This window comes from Pseudoxanthomonas suwonensis, assembly GCF_010093235.1.
Taxonomy (GTDB): domain Bacteria; phylum Pseudomonadota; class Gammaproteobacteria; order Xanthomonadales; family Xanthomonadaceae; genus Pseudoxanthomonas; species Pseudoxanthomonas suwonensis.
Genome location: NZ_PDWP01000008.1, coordinates 24,164 through 40,952 on the forward strand (window position 1 = coordinate 24,164; position 16,789 = coordinate 40,952).

Genomic DNA, 16,789 nt, shown 5'->3' on the forward strand with positions numbered 1-16,789 from the left:
GGCGGGCACCCTCGGGTACGGCCGCGCGGCCAGGGCCGGCGTCAGCCGGCGGCGGGCTTGCCGATCCGTTCGAGCTGGGCGCAGGTCTTGGCCCGCTCGGCTTGCGGCATGGCCACCAGGCTGGCCTTGACCTTCGCGCTGTGGGCATCGAACACCGCGTCGAACTGCGCTGCACTCATCCTGCCCTGGGCGACGGTCGCCTGCTTCTGCTGCTCACGCATGGTCCGGCGGGTGTTGACGTCGTAGTCCAGTTTGCAGAACTCGGCGGCCGCGTACATGCTCGCGCCGAACTGGACCAGTTGCACCTCCTGATCCGGTGCCGGCCCGCCGGTCGCGTCGGCGTCGGCAGCGTCCCCGGTCGGCGTGGCGGCGGCCGCCGCCGGCACCGCCATATCGGCCGGGGTGGGTTCGCCGCTGCAGGCGGCACCGGCAAGCACGGCCGACAGCGCCAGGAAGGTGATCTTCAGCGGAACTTTGCTCATGCAATGACTCCTTGGGTGTTGCGTGGGGGATGACGGCACGCGGGTGCACCGGCAAAGGCCGGCGGGGCTACCGCTGATACGCCTGCAGGTTGACCCAGGCCGCCTGCAGCAGCGGCGCCGGCTGGCCGTGGCGGCGCGCGCGATGCCACATGTCGCCGACGATATGCGCGGCCTCGACCCGGTTGCCGGCTTCCAGGTCGCGCAGCATCGAAGCTTTCACGTCCGAACAGGCCTGGACCAGGCTGGCACGGGCGATGTCGCGTGCCTTGTCCGGGACCGGCTGGCCCTCGGCCGCGGCCACCGCCAGACATTCCTCGTGCAGCGCGGCCATGAAGTCTTCGCCGCCCTCGCCGGCCACAATCTGCCCGACGCTGGCGCGCATCAGGCAGGTGCCTGCCGCCAGCGCGGCGAGGAAGCTGAACTTGATCCACTGTTCCTGGCCGATGTCGGCGCTGGCGCGGTGGTCGATGCCGGCCTGCGCGCACAGCGCGGCGAAGGCCTCGACGCGCGCGCTGCTGCCGCCATCGCGCTCGCCGAAGGTGATCGAGGCCGGTCGGCCCAGGTGCAGGATCGAACCGTCCTCGCCGAGGGTCGCGCTGATGAAGCACAGGCCGCCGAGCACGTTGCCGCGGCCGAAGCGCGCGTCCAGCGCCGGGTAGTGCTGCAGGCCGTTGAGGATCGGCATCAGCGTGGTGCCCGGGACCATGGCTGGTGCCACCGCCTCGATCGCGCTGTCGAGGTCGTAGGCCTTGCACGACAGCAGCACCAGGTCGAACGGCTGGCGCGCGACCGCGGCCGGCAGCTCCTCCGCGGTAAGCGATGCCACCTGCAGGTCGGCATCGCCCAGCGGACTGCGGATGCGCAGGCCGCGTTCGCGCAGCAGCGCGGCGCGGGCAGGGCGCACCAGGAAGGTGACGTCTCCGCCGCCCTGGGCCAGGCGTCCGCCGAAGTAACCGCCGGTGCCGCCGGCGCCGAGCACGAGCACGCGCATGGCCTCAGCTCCTCAGGCCCACGCCCCGGCGCAGCAGCACCAGCGAGATCGCCGACAGCACCGCGACGAACGCGAGCATCAGCGCATAGGCCACCCACAGCGGCACGTCGGTGCTGCCGAGCAGGCCGTAGCGGAATGCGTTGACCATGTAGAAGATCGGGTTGGCGTGGGTCGCCGCCTCGGCCCAGGCCGGCAGCAGCTTGACCGAATAGAACACGCCGCCCAGGTAGGTCAGCGGGGTGAGGATGAAGGTCGGGACGATCGCCACGTCGTCGAACTTGCGCGCGTAGACCGCGTTGACGAAGCCGGCCAGCGAGAAGATGGTCGCGCCCAGCAGCACCGTGCTCAGGGTGACCAGCGGATGCGGGATGCGCACCTTGGTGAAGCACATCGCGATCAGCAGCACGATCGCGCCGACCATCAGCCCGCGCAGCACCGCGCCGGCGACGTAGCCCCACAGGATCACCCAGTTGGGCATCGGGCTGACCAGCAGCTCCTCGACGTGGCGGCCGAACTTGGCGCCGAAGAACGAGGAGGAGATGTTGCCGTAGCTGTTCTGGATCACGCTCATCATCACCAGGCCGGGGACGATGAACTCCATGTAGCTGTAGCCGCCCATGTCGCCGATCCGCGAGCCGATCAGCCCGCCGAAGATCAGGAAGTACAGGGTCATGGTGATGGCCGGCGGCACCAGGGTCTGGCCCCAGATGCGCAGGATGCGGTTGACCTCGCGCCGGACGATGGTGCCCAGTGCGATCCAGTTGGCGGCGCGCGGCGTCCTTTCCACCAGTGGCGTGCTCATGCGGCCTCCTTCTGGCCGGTGAGCCGTACGAACAGCTCCTCCAGGCGGTTGCTCTTGGTGCGCATCGAACGGATGCGGATGCCGGCGGCCTCGAACGCGGCGAACACGCGGTTGAGGTCCATCGCCCGCGGCATGTCCAGGTCCAGGGTGTGGCTGTCGGTCGCCACCAGGGTCGTGCCCTCGATCTCCGGCAGCTGCGTGGGCAGTTCACCGTCGATGTCGAACAGGAAGCCCTCCACGTCCAGCTTCGCCAGCAGGGCACGCATCGGTCCCTGCTCGACGATGGTGCCGCGGTCGATGATGGCGAGGTTGCGGCACAGGTTCTCCGCTTCCTCCAGGTAATGCGTGGTCAGGATGATGGTGGTGCCGGCGGCGTTGATCTCGCGCAGCACGCGCCACATGTCGCGGCGGATCTCGATGTCCACGCCGGCGGTGGGCTCGTCCAGGATCAGCAGCCTGGGCCGGGTCATCATCGCCCGCGCGATCATCAGCCGGCGCTTCATGCCGCCGGACAGGGTGCGGCTCATCACCCGCGCCTTGTCCCACAGGTGGGCGCGGCGCAGCTCCTGCTCCGCCAGCGGGCCGGCCTCGGCGCGCGGGATGCCGTAGAACCCCGCGTAGTTCACCAGGATGTCGTACGGCTGCTCGAACAGGTTGAAATTGATCTCCTGCGGCACCAGGCCGATCAGGCGCATGGCCTCGCTGCGGCGCGACACCAGGTCGGTGCCGAACACTTCCACGCTGCCGCTGCTGAGGTTCACCAGCGAGCTGACGATGCCGATCAGGGTCGACTTGCCGGCGCCGTTGGGACCGAGCAGTGCGAAGAAGTCGCCGGGGGCGACGTCGAGGGAGACGCCCCTGAGCGCCTGGACGCCGTTGCCGTAGGTCTTGCGCAGGTCGCGTACGCGCAGCGCCGGAGCCGCTGCCTCGGATGGGTGTGGGGTCATGAGGCCTTTCGCGCCTGGAAGGCGCCTACACGGAGCTGCGGCTATTATAGGTCGCAGCCGGGAAGCCGCCCGGTACACACTGTCCCGAAACGAATACCGTGCCCGTCCATTTCCCGCTCCGCCTCGTCGAGCGCCGCATGCTCGCGCCCACCATCGGCCACTACGTGCTGGCCCGCGACGACGGCCAGCCCCTGGACTTCCTGCCGGGGCAGTTCATCCAGATCCATTTCGACTACGCCGACGGCACGCCGGCGCGGCGCAGCTATTCGCTGGCCACGATCCACGACCACGCCATGGGTCCTGGCGAGGCCGTGGAGATCGCGGTCAGCCACGTGCCCGGTGGCGCGGCCACGGCGCTGTTCGAGGCCCTGGAGATCGGCTCGCGCGTCAGCGCCAGCGGCCCGTACGGCCGCTTCTGCCTGATGCCCGGCGACCGCAATGCGCGCTACCTGCTGATCGGCACCGGCACCGGCGTCACGCCGTACCGTTCGATGCTGCCGGTGCTGGCCAGCCAGATCGCCGAGCGTGGCATCGAGGTCGTGCTGCTGGCCGGCGCACGCACGCCCGGCGAGCTGCTGTATGCCGATGATTTCCGCGCCTTCGCCGACGCGCATCCGCAGTTCCGCTACGTGCCCTGCCTGTCGCGCGAGCTGCCGGAGGCGGGTTCGCCGCATGCGCATGCCGACGTGCGCCATGGCTACGTGCAGCAGCAGCTTCCCGGGTTCGCGCCGGATCCGGCGCGCGACATCGCCTACCTGTGCGGCAATCCGGACATGGTCGACGCCAGCTTCGAGGCGCTGAAGGGGCTGGGGTTCGGGGCGGCGCAGATCCGCCGGGAAAAGTACGTCAGCAACAAGTAGGCCCCGGCCGGCGGATCCCCCGCCGTGCGCGAACCCGCGCACGGCGCTCAGGTCCGCGCGGACCAGTGGTCCGCAAACGCGGTCCTTCGCCCACCGGGAAAAGTACGTCAGCAACAAGTAGGCCCCGGGGAAAAGTACGTCAGCAGCAAGTAGCGCCCGTGTGCCTGCAAGGCCACGCCCGCGTGGCCGCACACCCAGGCCTGTAAAGGGTGCTTGACAGGGGCGGTGGGTGCGCCTATCGTCGGCCTGTCAAGCACGCTTTACAGGGACGGGCATGCACGGCAGGAAGCTGATGGGCAGCCCTGGATATCCCGGCATCGGCCGGTCCATCGACACGGCCACCCGGAGCAGGAGAACCCCATGGGCGCACTGAAACCAGCCATCGGATGGCTGCTGGGTGGCATCGGCGCCCTCGCGCTTGGCCTGCTGGCAACGCAGATGCCGCCGGCGCGCGTCGGCGACCTCGCCTCGGTGATGCTGTGCGTCGGCGCGGGCCTGCTCGTGGCCGGCCTCTTCCGCTGGCGTTTTCCGGCACTGTGCGAGGTGGCCCCGGCCGGGGTGCGCCGGCGCTACAACCGGGAGATGTTCCTGGCGATGGGCGCGTACGTGCTCGCGGTCCTGGTAACCGTGTCCGTGCTCAGGGCCGGCGGTCCGGACGGGACGCTGCGGGTGCTGGTCGCGCTGCTGCCGGTGCCGCCGATCGCCTTCGTGCTGCGCGCGGTGGTGCGCTACATCCGCGGCGTGGACGAGATGCAGCAGCGCATCGAGCTGGAGGCGGTGAGCCTGGCGACGGCGCTCGTCGCGCTGCTGTACATGTCCGGCGGCTTCCTGCAGGCGGCGAAGATCATCGACCTGCCCGCCGCGGCGGTGATGACCTGGGTGTTCCCGCTGCTGTGCTTTGCCTATGGCGTGGTGAAGTTCCTGGTCGTGCGTCGCTACCGCTGACGGGCCCGGACCGATGAGGAACCACCTGCGCACGTTGCGCGAACGACAGGGCTGGTCCCAGGGCGAACTGGCCGAGCGCCTGGACGTGTCGCGGCAGACCGTCAACGCGCTGGAGACCGGCAAGTACGACCCCAGCCTGCCGCTGGCCTTCCGCATCGCGCGCCTGTTCGCCTGCCGCATCGAGGACGTGTTCGTCCCCGACGGCGACTGACCACGCGACCCTCTTTTTCCAATCGTGATCCGGGCCCATGCCATGAAGACCCGCAAGATCCTGCTTCCACTCGCGACCGCCACTGCCTGCCTCGCGCTTGTCGCATGCGGCGGCGGGGAACCGGCCACCCAGGCCGGCCCGCAGGCGGACGACCGCTACGGCGAACTCCGGTTCCAGGCCTGCACCCTCGCCGGCGCGTCCGCGCGCAGCGTGCAGGCGCGCTGCGCCACCTACGAAGTCCCCGAGGATCCGGAGAACCCGGACGGCCGCCGCATCGCGCTAGACATCGCCTGGCTGCCGGCCACCGAAGCGGGCGCCGGGCTGGCGGACCCGGTGTTCTTTCTCGCCGGCGGCCCCGGGCAGTCGGCGGTGCAGGTGTGGCCGCAGCTGGATCCCGCCTTCGCCGAGGTGCGCCGCCAGCGCCACGTGGTCCTGGTGGACCAGCGCGGCACCGGCGGATCCAACCAGCTGCAGTGCGACCGCTCGCCGCTGGACGGACTCGATCCCGCGCAGCCGCAGGCGCTGGAGGCGGTGGCGGCGCTGGCGCGCGAATGCGCCGCCGCGCTGGCCGATCGCGCCGATCCGCGCTTCTACACCACGACCGAGGCCGTCGCCGACCTGGAAGCCGTGCGGCAGGCCATCGGCGCGGAGGAGATCAACCTGGTCGGCGGTTCCTATGGCACGCGGGTCGCGCAGCAGTACGCAAAGCGGCATCCGGAACACGTGCGCAGCATCGTGCTGGACGGCGTGGCGCCCAACGACCTGGTGGTCGGTGGCGAGTTCGCCCGCACCTTCGAGGATGCGCTGTCGCTGCAGGCCGCCCGCTGCCGCGGGCTTCCCGAGTGCGCCGCGCGTTTCCCGCAGGATCCGCGGGCCCAGCTGCGCGCCCTGGTCGAGCGCCTGGGACGGGCGCCGGTGGAGGTCGAGTACCGCGACCCGGCCAGCGGCGAGAGCCTCAAGGGCACGGTGGACGCAGGCACGGTGACCGGCCTGGCCTTCATGTTCTCGTACATGCCGCAGACCGCCGCGCTGCTGCCGCTGGTGCTGGACGAGGCCGCGCACGGCCGCTACGCGCCGCTGAAGTCGCTTTCGGAACTGATGGTGCGCGGGACCAGCGAGCAGATGTCGGTGGGCATGCAGTGGTCGGTGGTCTGCGCCGAGGATGCGGACCGCCACGACGAGTCCGCCGCGGCCGCCGAGGACACCCTGCTCGGCCCGCAGATGGCACGCATGTTCTTCGCCATGTGCGCCGGCTGGCCGCGCGGGTCGCGGCCCGACGACTTCACCGCGCCCCTGGAATCGGACGTGCCCGCGCTGCTGCTGTCCGGGGAGATGGATCCGGTCACGCCGCCGCGCTACGCCGAGCGCGTGCTGCAGGGGCTGCCCAACGGCCGCCACCTGGTCCTGCAGGGACAGGGCCACGGCACGCTCGCCCTTGGCTGCATGCCGCGGCTGCTCGGCCAGTTCATGGAAACCGCGGATGCGAAGTCGCTGGATGCCGGCTGCCTCTCGCGCATGACCTACGTACCGCCCTTCACCAGCTTCAACGGATGGGAGCCCTGATGCCTACCGCCAGCCGAAACGGAGTGCTGCCGCGATGATCATCGCCCACGACCTGCACAAGCAGTTCAAGACCCGCACCGGCACGGTCCAGGCCGTTTCCGGCGTCGGCTTCGAGGCGCACGACGGCCAGATCACCGGCCTGCTCGGGCCCAACGGCGCGGGCAAGACCACCACCCTGCGCATGCTCTACACCCTGATGCGCCCCGATCGCGGCCACATCGAGGTCGATGGCATCGACCCGGCACGCGACCCGATGGCGGTGCGGCGCTCGCTGGGCGTGCTGCCGGATGCGCGCGGCGTGTACAAGCGCCTGACCGCGCGCGAGAACATCGCCTACTTCGCGCGCCTGCACGGCCTGTCGTCGCAGCGCACCGCCGAGCGCATCGCCGCGCTGTCGGCGGCGCTGGACATGGACGGGATCCTCGACCGCCAGACCGAAGGCTTCTCCCAGGGCCAGCGCACCAAGACCGCAATCGCGCGCGCCCTGGTGCACGACCCGCGCAACGTGATCCTCGACGAGCCGACCAACGGCCTGGACGTGATGACCACCCGCGCCATGCGCCAGTTCCTGTTCGGACTGCGCGACGAGGGCCGCTGCGTGATCCTCTCCAGCCACATCATGCAGGAGGTGGCGGCGCTGTGCGATCGCATCGTCATCATCGCCAGGGGCCAGGTCGTCGCCTCGGGCACCGCCGAGGAGCTGCGCGCGCAGACCGGTGAGTCCAGCCTCGAGGACGCGTTCGTCAGGATCATCGGTTCGGCGGAGGGCCTGCAGGCATGAACGTGCTGACCACTGTGTGGATCGTCCTGTGCAAGGAACTGCGCGACATGGCGCGCGACCGCCGCACGATGGCGCTGACCCTGCTGATGGGCCCCCTGCTCGCGCCGGCGCTCATCCTCGGCATCAACGTGCTTGCCGAGAAGAAGTTCCGTACCCAGATCGAGAAGGACCTGGAGGTCCCGACCATCGGCATGGAACGGGCGCCGAACCTGGTCGCCTTCCTCGGCACCCAGGGCATCGTCGCCGTGCCCGCACCGGAGAACCTCGAGCAGGCCATCCGCGACCAGCAGGTGGACGTGGGCCTGCACATCTCCGAAAGCTACGCCGAGGACTGGCGCGCGGGCCGGCCGGCGCTGGTGGAAGTGCTGGTGGATACCACCCAGCGCGATTCGGGCATCCCCGCCGGCCGCCTGCGCGGTGCGCTGCAGGCCTATGGCAGCCAGGTCGGTTCCCTGCGCCTGCTGGCGCGCGGCTTGGATGCCTCGGTGGTGCAGGCGATCAACCCCGCCACGCGAGACGTGGCCACGGCCGAGGCCAGGCGCGGCCGGCTACTGTCGTTCTTCCTGCCTTACCTGCTGATCCTGTCCGCCTTCCTGGGAGGCTCGGCCCTGGTGCTCGACGCCACCGCCGGCGAACGCGAGCGGCAGTCACTGGAGCCGCTGCTGGCCACCCCGGCGTCGCGCGGCGCGATCGTCAGCGCCAAGATCGCCGCTGCCTGCGTGCTGGGCCTGGTCGCGCTGCTGCTGTCGCTGCTGGCGATCAAGCTCAGCGCGCTGATGGCCAGCGGCGAGGTGCGGCACATGGACATGTCGATGCTGTCGATCGCCAAGCTGCTGGTCGTGCTGCTGCCGATGCTGCTGATCGGCACCTCGCTGCTGACCCTGCTGGCGGCGGCCGCCAGGAGCCTGAAGGAAGCGCAGAGCCACATCACCTGGCTGATGCTGCTGCCGATGGTGCCCACGCTGGTGCTGATGGCCAACCCGGTGAAGACCCAGGCCTGGCAGTTCGCGGTGCCGTTCCTGGCGCAGAACCAGATGCTGCTGCGGGTGATCCGCGGCGAGCACGTGGCCGCGCAGGAGTGGGCCATCTACTTCGGCTGCAGCCTCGGCCTGGCCCTGCTGCTGTGGCTGGCGGCGGTGCTGCGCTACCGGCAGGAGAAGCTGGCGATATCCGGCTGAGCACCGGCTCCGCCCGGAACCGGAACGGAAAAGGCCCGGCAATGCCGGGCCTTTTCCTTGCACGCCACCTGGCGGATCACTCGTTGGGAGCGAAGGCCAGGGTGCGGCGGGTGGTGACCGGCGCGTCGATCGGCTCGAACTTCCAGCGCCGCACCGCGTTGACCGCCTCGCGGTCGAAGATGCGCGGCGGGTTGGCGCGCAGCACGCGCACGTCGGTGACTTCACCGCTGGTGCCGACGGTGAACTCGACCAGCACGTCGCCGGAGGTACCGGCGCGCAGGGCCTCGGCGGGATAGCGCGGCGCCGGCATGCTGATCGGGCGCAGCGGGCGCGCCGCTGCCTGCTGGGCCGCAGGACGGGACTGCTGCTGCGCGCTCGCCTGGCGGGCCGCGGCTTCGCGCTGCTCGGCTTCGCGGCGCTCGGCAGCCTGGCGCTCGGCGGCCTGGCGCGCGGCTTCCTGCTCGGCGGCCAGGCGGCGGGCCGCCTCGGCCTCGGCGGCCTGCTGCTGGGCCAGGCGCTGCTGGTCGGCCTGGGCGCGGGCCTGGGCCTCGGCACGCGCACGCGCGGCCTCCGCCTCGCTGCGCTGGGCCACGGCCTGCTGGGCGGCGGTGATGCTCTGGCGGATGCGCGGCAGCGCCGGGGTGTTCGGATCGGCCTTCTCGATCAGCGCGGCCAGGCGCTGGGCCTCGTCGAACTGCTCGCGGGTGACGGCCTGCTCGGTGGCGATGACCGTGTACGGCATCAGGTCGGTCAGCGCGCTGGCGACGGTGGCGTCGTCGGGCAGCTTGTCGCGCAGCGCCAGGTAGTACTCCATCGCGTTGTCGCCGGCGGGGGCGTACATGCGGTTCTCGCGCAGCGCGTTGGTCGCCAGCTCGTGCAGGTCGTCGAGGGCCATGCCCTGGACCTTGGGAGCCACGGCCGGCGGCGGCGCGCTGGCTTCCGGCCGGGTGGAGGACGCGGCGGTGTTGGCGCCGGCGGCAGGCTCTTCCTGCTTGGAACATGCACCGAGCGCGGCGGCCAGCATCATGCAGGCCACGAGCCGCGACTTCGGCGGAATCGTCAAGGTCATCAGTACTCCCCCGTGATGGAACCCAGTGAACTGGTAAGGACGGCGCACCCCGTATCGCGCCGTACGCAGCCGATTGTCAACCGCTAGGCCACGCGGCACAAGCGTTTTGCGACGAAGTTGCAGGCTAAAGGCCGCCGCTTACTTGCCGATACAGAAGCTGGAGAAGATGTGCCCCAGCAACTGGTCGGCGGTGAGCCGGCCGGTCAGGTTGCCTATGGCGTCGTGGGCCATCCGCAGCTGCTCGGCCGCCAGCTCCAGGCGCCCGGCCTGGAGTTCCGCCGCTGCGGCAGTCGCCGCGTCGAGGGTCTGGCGCAGGGCGTCCAGGTGCCGGGCGCGGGCGCTGAACTCCCCTTCGGCGGCATCGGGCGCGCCGCTGGCGGCCATGGCGCGCAGGGCCGCATGCAGGCGTTCGAGTCCCTGGCCGGTCAGTGCCGACACTTGCAGGACCCCGTCGCCAGGCGGGGGCGGCTGCGGCAGCAGGTCGGCCTTGTTGTGGATCCACAGCTTCAGCGGCACCCCGTGCGCGGCTTCCTCAAGCGCGGCGCGGTCGGCTTCGGGAGCGCGCGCGTCCAGCACCAGCAGGGCCAGGTCCGCGCGCTCCAGTTCCGCGCGCGCGCGGCGCATGCCTTCGCGTTCGATCTCGTCGCCGCCCTCGCGCAGGCCGGCGGTATCGGCCAGCACCAGTTCCAGGCCGTCGATGCGGACCACTTCGCGCAGCACGTCGCGGGTGGTGCCGGCCACGTCGGCCACGATCGCGCGGGCGTCGCCGGCCAGGGCGTTGAGCAGGGAGCTCTTGCCGGCGTTCGGCGGGCCCAGCAGCACCGCGTGCAGGCCGTCGCGCAGGCGTCGGCCACGCCCGGCGCGGGCCAGCAGGTCCTGCAGGGCGGCACACTGGCGATCCAGTTGCGCCGCCACCTGGGGCAGGCCCAGGGTCTCGATCGGCTCGTCGACGAAATCGATCGCGGCCTCCACGTGGATCCGCAGGCGCAGCAGGCCCTCGGCGATGTCCTCGGCCTGGCGCGAGAACACGCCCTCCAGCGACCGGCGGGCGGCGCGGGCGGCGCGCAGGTCGGATGCGGCGATCAGGTCGGCGAGCGCCTCGGCCTGGACCAGGTCCAGCTTGCCGTTGAGGAAGGCGCGTTCGCTGAACTCGCCGGGCCGCGCCTGGCGCGCACCCAGCTCGCGGCAGCGCTCGACCAGGCGCTGCAGCACCACCGGGCTGCCGTGCGCCTGCAGCTCGGTGACGTCCTCGCCGGTGAAACTGTGGGGGCCGGAGAAGGCGAGCACGATCCCGTCGTCGATCACCGCGCCGTCGGCCTCGCGGAAGAACGCGCGCATTGCCCGGCGCGGCGCCGGCTCGCGGCCGCACAGGGCAGTGGCGATCGCCAGGGCCTTCGGCCCGGACAGGCGCACGATGCCCACGCCCCCGGCGCCGGGAGCGGTGGCGATGGCGGCGATGGTGTCGGGCGCGGTCATGGGCGTTGCGGCAGGACAGGTGGCCAGCGTAGCGGCGGCAGCGGCGGGGTGCAGCCCCGCACGGGCGGCGGATAAAGGAAACCCGCCTGGCGGCGGGTTTCCTCGGACCTTACTTGGCGGCGGGCTTCGGCGCCGGCTCGCCGTGGCGCTTCATCATCCACCACTGCTGCAGCAGGCCCAGGGCGCCGTTGGTCACCCAGTACAGGACCAGGCCGGCCGGGAAGAAGGCCATCATCACGCCGAACACCAGCGGCATGAACTGCATCATCTTCTGCTGCATCGGATCCATGCCCGGCGCCGGCTGCAGCTTCTGGGTGAACCACATGACCGCGACGTTGACCACCGGCAGGATGAAGAACGGATCGCGCGCGGTCAGGTCCTGGATCCACAGGATCCACGGCGCGTGGCGCAGCTCGACCGACTCCACCAGCACCCAGTACAGGGCCAGGAACACCGGCATCTGCACCAGGATCGGCAGGCAGCCGCCCATCGGGTTGATCTTCTCCTTCTTGTACAGCTCCATCATCGCCATCTGGAACTTCTGGCGGTCCTCGCCATAGCGTTCCTTCAGCTGCTGGATGCGCGGCTGGAACTTGCGCATCTTGGCGAAGCTCTTGTACTGGGCGGCCGACAGCGGATACATCAGCGCCTTTACCACCACGACCAGGCCGATGATGGCCCAGCCCCAGTTGCCGAACAGGTCGTACAGGTGGCTCAGCACCCAGAACAGGCCTTCGCCGAGCAGGGCGAGGATGGTGAACTGGCTGTAGTCCACCGCGCGCTCCAGGCCCGGGACGCGCTGGGCGCGGATCTGCGAGACCAGCTTCGGACCGACGTACAGGCGCGCCTCGGTGGTGGCGGAGCTGCCCGGTGCGACGACCAGCGGATTGGTCACCTCGCGCACCAGCGCACGGTCGCCGACCTGGTCGAGCGAGATGGTGCCCGCCTGCTGGTTGCCGGCCGGCAACCACGCGGTGAAGAAGTGGTGCTGCAGCATCGCCACCCAGCCGTTGCTGGTCTGCAGGTTGAGCCTGCCGTCCTCGAGGTAGTCCTCGTCGAACTTGCGGCGGTCGTAGCTGCCGTCGTACCAGGCGGCGCCATTGAAGCTGAAGGACTCGGGGCTGGTGTAGCCGCGCTCGATCACCGGCGGCTTGCGCACCAGCTGGCGATAGACCTGGCCCTGCCACGGCGCGCTGCCGGCATTGACCACCTCGTCGCGCACGGTCAGCGCGTAGGCGCCGCGCGACAGCACGTAGGTGCGGCGGATCTGCACGCCGTTGTCGCCCTGCCAGACGAACGGGACTTCGACCGTGTCCGCGCCGTCGGCCAGCACGTACTCGCGCTGCGGCTCGGCCGGGACGAAGCCCGACAGGTGCGTCGGGGCGGCGCCGGTGGCGCTGACCCAGCCGCTCTGGGCGGCATAGAAGCTGGCCGGCGCGGCATCGAACAGGCGCACCGGGGTGCCATCGCCGTTGCGGTCGCGCGGGAACTGCAGCAGGTCGGCCTGGACCACGCTGCCGCCATCCAGCACCAGCTGCAGCACGTCGTTGCTCACGGTGACCCGCTGCGCCGAGGCAGCGGCGGGCGTGGCGGCAGCCACCGCCACCGGGGCCGCGGAAGCGGCCGGGACCGAGGCGTCGGCGGCAGGCGCCGCGGCTGCCGGCTGCGGCACGGCGTCCTGGGCCACGGCGGTGGTCGGCGCGGGCGCGGCGGCAGCCGGAGCGGCCTGCTCCTTGCCCCATTCCATCCACAGCAGGACGGCCACCATCAGCCAGGCGAGGATCAGGAATACGCGGGTCTGGTTCATCAGGGCAGGCAGGCTCGGGCCGGAGAACGATCCGGCACTTAATTAGAAGGAGAGGCGGAAGGGGGAGGCGCGGGCATTGTGCCGCCGCGGGCCGGACCCGGCAATGCGCCGGCCTTGCGCAGCAGGCGCAGGAACGACTCCCGGATCTGGTCGCCGGTGGCGCGCGCGGCGGCCGGCCGTGCGACCACGACGTAGTCCCCGCCGGCCATGCCGGCGCGGTGGTGGCGCATGCAGTCGCGCAGGATGCGCTTGATCCGGTTGCGGCCGACCGCGCGTGGATCGACCTTGCGCGACACGGCCAGGCCCAGGCGCGGTTCGCCGTCGCCGGGCAGCCAGTGCAGGCCGAGCAGGGCATCGCCAAGGCGGCGCCCCCCGTCGAACACGCGGGTATATTCCACGCGCGAACGGACCCGGGCGCTGCGAGGGAATCGCGCGCGCGGGTCCGTGGTCATCTCGCTGGATATCGCGGCGGCCCGGCGTCCGGAAGACAGGGCCGCGATGCGAATCAGGCGCTCAGGCGCTTGCGGCCCTTGGCACGGCGACGCGCCAGGACCTTGCGGCCGTCGGCCGTCTTCATGCGGGCACGGAAGCCGTGGTCGCGCTTGCGCTTGAGGTTGCTGGGCTGGAAGGTGCGCTTGGTGGCCATGGCGGCACTCGATTCGTAATGGGGCGAAAGAACCGGAAAGTCTAGGGGTGTCGGGCAGTCCGGTCAAGCCGGCATGAAGAGCGGCGGCGGGGCGATCGTAGACGCCCCTGTGGATGGCCTGTTGATAACAGTGGGAAAAGACGGCCCCGGATGGTAGGCTGCTGCGTCCCGACCCGACCCATGCGGTGGCCCGGCGACGCTTGCGGCGGCGCGGCCATCGCCCGACGAGCTTTGCCTTTCTGATGGATGCCTGGCCCCGCTGTCTGGAACGCCTCGAAGCCGAACTTCCGGCCGAGGACGTCCATACCTGGCTCAAACCCCTGCAGGCCGAGGAGCGCCCGGACGGCGTCGTCCTCTACGCCCCCAATGCCTTCATCGTCGAACAGGTGCGCGACCGCTACCTGGCCCGCATCCGCGAGCTGGCCCAGCACTTCGCCGGCCACCTGAACGTCCAGCTGGAGATCGGCTCGCGGCCGAAGGCGCCGGAACCGGCGCCGGCCGCGGCCCCGGCGGTGCACCTGCCGGCCTCCGCGCCGCGCGCCGTGCCCTCCGAACCGTTCAACGGCAACCTGGATCCGCACTACACCTTCGAGAACTTCGTCGAAGGCCGGTCCAACCAGCTCGGCCGTGCCGCGGCCTGGCAGGCGGCGCAGAAGCCGGGCGACCGCCAACACAACCCGCTGCTGTTGTACGGCGGGACCGGCCTGGGCAAGACCCACCTGATGTTCGCCGCCGGCAACGAGATGCGTCGCCTCAATCCGGGCGCGCGCGTGCTGTACCTGCGCTCGGAGCAGTTCTACAACGCCTTCTTCCGCTCGCTGCAGGAGAAGACCGCCGACCAGTTCAAGCGCCAGTTCCAGCAGATCGACGCGCTGCTGATCGACGACATCCAGTTCTTCGCCGGCAAGGACCGCACCCAGGAGGAGTTCTTCCACACCTTCAACGCGCTGTTCGACAGCCGGCAGCAGATCATCATGACCTGCGACCGCTACCCGCGGGAGGTGGACGGCCTGGAGCCGCGGCTGAAGTCGCGCCTGGCCTGGGGCCTGTCGGTGGCGATCGACCCGCCGGACTTCGAGACCCGCGCGGCGATCGTGCTGGCCAAGGCGCGCGAGCGCGGCACCGAGGTGCCGGACGAGGTCGCGTTCCTGCTGGCCAAGAAGATGCGCTCCAACGTGCGCGACCTGGAGGGTGCGCTCAACACCCTGGCCGCGCGGGCCAACTTCACCGGCCGCACGATCAGCGTCGAGTTCGCCCAGGAGACCCTGCGCGACCTGCTGCGCGCCCAGCAGCAGGCCATCGGCATCCCCAACATCCAGAAGACCGTGGCCGACTACTACGGCCTCCAGGTCAAGGACCTGCTGTCCAAGCGCCGTACGCGCTCGCTGGCGCGCCCGCGCCAGGTGGCGATGGCCCTGACCAAGGAGCTGACCGAGCATTCGCTGCCGGAAATCGGCGACGCCTTCGCCGGCCGCGACCACACCACCGTGCTGCACGCCTGCCGCCAGATCCGCACCCTGATGGAGACCGACGGCAAGCTGCGCGAGGACTGGGACAAGCTCATCCGCAAGCTCAGCGAGTGATCCGGCCGCGGCCGCAGGCTGCGGTGGACCGAGCTGGGGTAAATTGGGCGCAAAACGGGGGCAGGCTGGGGATAAGCAGGGGACAGAATCCAGGTCCCAAAACCATCCACAGCTTGTCCCGGATTGCCCGGGGACTTTCCCGCAAGGTTTGTCCTCAAGAAAAAGCTTTCAAAAACAACGGGTTGCTATAGTTTTCCACAGGCTTCGGCGCCCTCCAGCACCACCGCTTTCAGATTTATTCCACATCTCTTTAAAAGCGTAGAGGCACGGAATCCATGCGTTTCACTCTCCAGCGCGAAGCCCTGCTCAAGCCTTTGGCCCAGGTCGTCAACGTGGTCGAACGGCGGCAGACCCTGCCGGTTCTCGCCAATTTCCTGGTCCAGGTGCAGGACGGGCAGCTCTCGCTGACCGGCACCGACCTGGAAGTCGAAATGATTGCCCGTGCCCCGGTCGACGACGCGGAGAACGGCGAGATCACCATCCCGGCGCGCAAGCTGTTCGAAATCGTGCGTGCGCTGCCTGACGGCAGCCGGGTGACCATCAGCCTCTCCGGCGACAAGGTCACGGTGCAGGCCGGACGCAGCCGCTTCTCGCTGGCGACCCTGCCGGCCAACGATTTCCCGTCCGTCGACGAGGTCGAGGCCACCGAACGCATCAGCGTTCCGGAAGCCGCGCTGAAGGAGCTGATCGAGCGCACCGCGTTCGCCATGGCCCAGCAGGACGTCCGCTATTACCTCAACGGCCTGCTGTTCGACCTGCGCGAGCAGAGCCTGCGTTGCGTGGCCACCGACGGCCACCGCCTGGCCCTGTGCGAGGCTCCCCTGGAGCAGCCGGTCGGGACCAAGCGCCAGATCATCGTCCCGCGCAAGGGCGTGACCGAGCTGCAGCGCCTGCTGGAAGGCGGCGACCGCACCCTGGAACTGGAAGTGGGCCGCAGCCATATCCGGGTCAAGCGCGACGATGTCAGCTTCACTTCCAAGCTGATCGACGGGCGGTTCCCCGACTACGAGGCCGTGATCCCGATCGGCGCGGAGAAGGAAGTGCGCGTGGACCGCGAGGTAATCCGTGCCGCCCTGCAGCGCGCCGCGATCCTGTCGAACGAGAAGTATCGTGGCGTCCGCGTCGAGATCTCGCCCGGGCAGCTGAAGATCAACGCCCACAACCCGGAGCAGGAGGAGGCCCAGGAGGAGATCGAGGCCGAGACCAAGGTCGACGGGCTGGCGATCGGCTTCAACGTGAACTACCTGCTGGACGCGCTGGGTGCACTGCGCGACGAGCACATCGTCATTGCCCTGCGCGATGCCAACTCCTCGGCCCTGGTGCGCGAGGCGGGCAGCGACAAGTGCCGCCACGTTGTAATGCCGCTGCGTCTCTGACCGTGGGTTGCGCCGTGTTCCACGTGGAACCTGGAGGACGCCCGGCCGATGCCGGGCGTCTTGCATTGGGGA

Annotated in this window: 17 protein-coding genes; 8 read left to right on the top strand and 9 right to left on the bottom strand. The window is 70.3% G+C overall.

Annotated elements, in window-relative coordinates; all coding sequences use genetic code 11:
- Positions 1–41 precede the first annotated feature (41 nt).
- From CSC68_RS05050 to CSC68_RS05065, 4 genes are all read right to left on the bottom strand, one after another.
- Positions 42–482 (bottom strand): hypothetical protein, encoded by a 441-nt coding sequence (locus CSC68_RS05050; RefSeq protein WP_162202446.1) that lies wholly within the window; start codon positions 480–482, stop codon positions 42–44.
- Between the two features lie 67 nt (positions 483–549).
- A complete protein-coding gene (panE, locus tag CSC68_RS05055; RefSeq protein WP_162202447.1) occupies positions 550–1,473 on the bottom strand; it encodes a 2-dehydropantoate 2-reductase in 924 nt (307 codons plus the stop codon).
- 4 nt (positions 1,474–1,477) lie between these two features.
- Positions 1,478–2,275 carry an ABC transporter permease gene (locus CSC68_RS05060; protein ID WP_162202448.1) on the bottom strand — a complete coding sequence of 266 codons (798 nt, stop codon included), beginning with the start codon at positions 2,273–2,275 and terminating at the stop codon, positions 1,478–1,480.
- On the bottom strand, positions 2,272–3,222 hold the full coding sequence (locus CSC68_RS05065) for an ABC transporter ATP-binding protein (RefSeq protein ID WP_162202449.1): 951 nt from the start codon (positions 3,220–3,222) through the stop codon (positions 2,272–2,274). Before CSC68_RS05065 ends, CSC68_RS05060 begins: the two co-directional genes overlap by 4 nt.
- 98 nt (positions 3,223–3,320) lie before the next feature.
- On the opposite strand from CSC68_RS05065, the gene CSC68_RS05070 reads away from it, so the two are divergent.
- The 6 genes from CSC68_RS05070 to CSC68_RS05095 all read left to right on the top strand — a co-directional run bounded on the left by CSC68_RS05070 (position 3,321) and on the right by CSC68_RS05095 (position 8,760).
- Positions 3,321–4,082 carry a ferredoxin--NADP reductase gene (locus CSC68_RS05070; protein ID WP_162202450.1) on the top strand — a complete coding sequence of 254 codons (762 nt, stop codon included), beginning with the start codon at positions 3,321–3,323 and terminating at the stop codon, positions 4,080–4,082.
- 360 nt (positions 4,083–4,442) lie between these two features.
- Positions 4,443–5,027 (top strand): hypothetical protein, encoded by a 585-nt coding sequence (locus tag CSC68_RS05075; RefSeq protein ID WP_162202451.1) that lies wholly within the window; start codon positions 4,443–4,445, stop codon positions 5,025–5,027.
- Positions 5,028–5,040: 13 nt separating this feature from the next.
- The gene (locus CSC68_RS05080; RefSeq protein WP_162202452.1) at positions 5,041–5,238 is read left to right on the top strand and encodes a helix-turn-helix transcriptional regulator; all 198 of its coding nucleotides are present in this window, start codon (positions 5,041–5,043) and stop codon (positions 5,236–5,238) included.
- A 42-nt stretch (positions 5,239–5,280) separates the two neighbouring features.
- Positions 5,281–6,801, top strand: a complete 1,521-nt coding sequence (locus CSC68_RS05085; protein WP_162202453.1) for an alpha/beta hydrolase — start codon at positions 5,281–5,283, stop codon at positions 6,799–6,801.
- 34 nt (positions 6,802–6,835) lie between these two features.
- Positions 6,836–7,582, top strand: a complete 747-nt coding sequence (locus tag CSC68_RS05090) for an ABC transporter ATP-binding protein (protein ID WP_162202454.1) — start codon at positions 6,836–6,838, stop codon at positions 7,580–7,582.
- Positions 7,579–8,760, top strand: coding sequence for an ABC transporter permease (locus CSC68_RS05095; protein WP_162202455.1), 1,182 nt, complete (start codon positions 7,579–7,581; stop codon positions 8,758–8,760). Before CSC68_RS05090 ends, CSC68_RS05095 begins: the two co-directional genes overlap by 4 nt.
- Before the next feature lie 76 nt (positions 8,761–8,836).
- Here CSC68_RS05095 and CSC68_RS05100 read toward each other — a convergent pair whose 3' ends face one another.
- The 5 genes from CSC68_RS05100 to rpmH form a co-directional block, all read right to left on the bottom strand.
- Positions 8,837–9,832, bottom strand: coding sequence for an energy transducer TonB (locus CSC68_RS05100; protein WP_425501207.1), 996 nt, complete (start codon positions 9,830–9,832; stop codon positions 8,837–8,839).
- Positions 9,833–9,967: 135 nt separating this feature from the next.
- The gene (gene mnmE, locus CSC68_RS05105; protein ID WP_162202457.1) at positions 9,968–11,305 is read right to left on the bottom strand and encodes a tRNA uridine-5-carboxymethylaminomethyl(34) synthesis GTPase MnmE; all 1,338 of its coding nucleotides are present in this window, start codon (positions 11,303–11,305) and stop codon (positions 9,968–9,970) included.
- A gap of 109 nt (positions 11,306–11,414) precedes the next feature.
- Positions 11,415–13,112 (bottom strand): membrane protein insertase YidC, encoded by a 1,698-nt coding sequence (yidC, locus tag CSC68_RS05110; RefSeq protein ID WP_162202458.1) that lies wholly within the window; start codon positions 13,110–13,112, stop codon positions 11,415–11,417.
- A gap of 38 nt (positions 13,113–13,150) precedes the next feature.
- Complete coding sequence (rnpA, locus tag CSC68_RS05115; protein WP_162202459.1) at positions 13,151–13,564, bottom strand: ribonuclease P protein component; 414 nt, start codon at positions 13,562–13,564, stop codon at positions 13,151–13,153.
- A gap of 53 nt (positions 13,565–13,617) precedes the next feature.
- Complete coding sequence (gene rpmH, locus CSC68_RS05120; RefSeq protein WP_019397383.1) at positions 13,618–13,758, bottom strand: 50S ribosomal protein L34; 141 nt, start codon at positions 13,756–13,758, stop codon at positions 13,618–13,620.
- A 242-nt stretch (positions 13,759–14,000) separates the two neighbouring features.
- Here rpmH and dnaA point away from each other — a divergent pair, with 242 nt between their 5' ends.
- Together dnaA and dnaN are read left to right on the top strand one after the other, a co-directional pair.
- Positions 14,001–15,341, top strand: coding sequence for a chromosomal replication initiator protein DnaA (gene dnaA / locus CSC68_RS05125; protein WP_162202460.1), 1,341 nt, complete (start codon positions 14,001–14,003; stop codon positions 15,339–15,341).
- A gap of 275 nt (positions 15,342–15,616) precedes the next feature.
- Positions 15,617–16,717, top strand: coding sequence for a DNA polymerase III subunit beta (gene dnaN, locus CSC68_RS05130; protein WP_162202461.1), 1,101 nt, complete (start codon positions 15,617–15,619; stop codon positions 16,715–16,717).
- Positions 16,718–16,789 lie beyond the last annotated feature (72 nt).

Excerpts from the sequence above, each read along its gene's own strand:
- dnaN (WP_162202461.1), top strand. The coding sequence starts at position 15,617 with ATGCGTTTCACTCTCCAGCGCGAAGCCCTGCTCAAGCCTTTGGCCCAG.
- dnaA (WP_162202460.1), top strand. The coding sequence starts at position 14,001 with ATGGATGCCTGGCCCCGCTGTCTGGAACGCCTCGAAGCCGAACTTCCG.
- rnpA (WP_162202459.1), bottom strand. The coding sequence starts at position 13,564 with ATGACCACGGACCCGCGCGCGCGATTCCCTCGCAGCGCCCGGGTCCGT.
- CSC68_RS05085 (WP_162202453.1), top strand. The coding sequence starts at position 5,281 with ATGAAGACCCGCAAGATCCTGCTTCCACTCGCGACCGCCACTGCCTGC.
- yidC (WP_162202458.1), bottom strand. The coding sequence starts at position 13,112 with ATGAACCAGACCCGCGTATTCCTGATCCTCGCCTGGCTGATGGTGGCC.
- CSC68_RS05065 (WP_162202449.1), bottom strand. The coding sequence starts at position 3,222 with ATGACCCCACACCCATCCGAGGCAGCGGCTCCGGCGCTGCGCGTACGC.
- panE (WP_162202447.1), bottom strand. The coding sequence starts at position 1,473 with ATGCGCGTGCTCGTGCTCGGCGCCGGCGGCACCGGCGGTTACTTCGGC.
- rpmH (WP_019397383.1), bottom strand. The coding sequence starts at position 13,758 with ATGGCCACCAAGCGCACCTTCCAGCCCAGCAACCTCAAGCGCAAGCGC.
- mnmE (WP_162202457.1), bottom strand. The coding sequence starts at position 11,305 with ATGACCGCGCCCGACACCATCGCCGCCATCGCCACCGCTCCCGGCGCC.
- CSC68_RS05080 (WP_162202452.1), top strand. The coding sequence starts at position 5,041 with ATGAGGAACCACCTGCGCACGTTGCGCGAACGACAGGGCTGGTCCCAG.
- CSC68_RS05095 (WP_162202455.1), top strand. The coding sequence starts at position 7,579 with ATGAACGTGCTGACCACTGTGTGGATCGTCCTGTGCAAGGAACTGCGC.
- CSC68_RS05060 (WP_162202448.1), bottom strand. The coding sequence starts at position 2,275 with ATGAGCACGCCACTGGTGGAAAGGACGCCGCGCGCCGCCAACTGGATC.
- CSC68_RS05075 (WP_162202451.1), top strand. The coding sequence starts at position 4,443 with ATGGGCGCACTGAAACCAGCCATCGGATGGCTGCTGGGTGGCATCGGC.
- CSC68_RS05090 (WP_162202454.1), top strand. The coding sequence starts at position 6,836 with ATGATCATCGCCCACGACCTGCACAAGCAGTTCAAGACCCGCACCGGC.
- CSC68_RS05050 (WP_162202446.1), bottom strand. The coding sequence starts at position 482 with ATGAGCAAAGTTCCGCTGAAGATCACCTTCCTGGCGCTGTCGGCCGTG.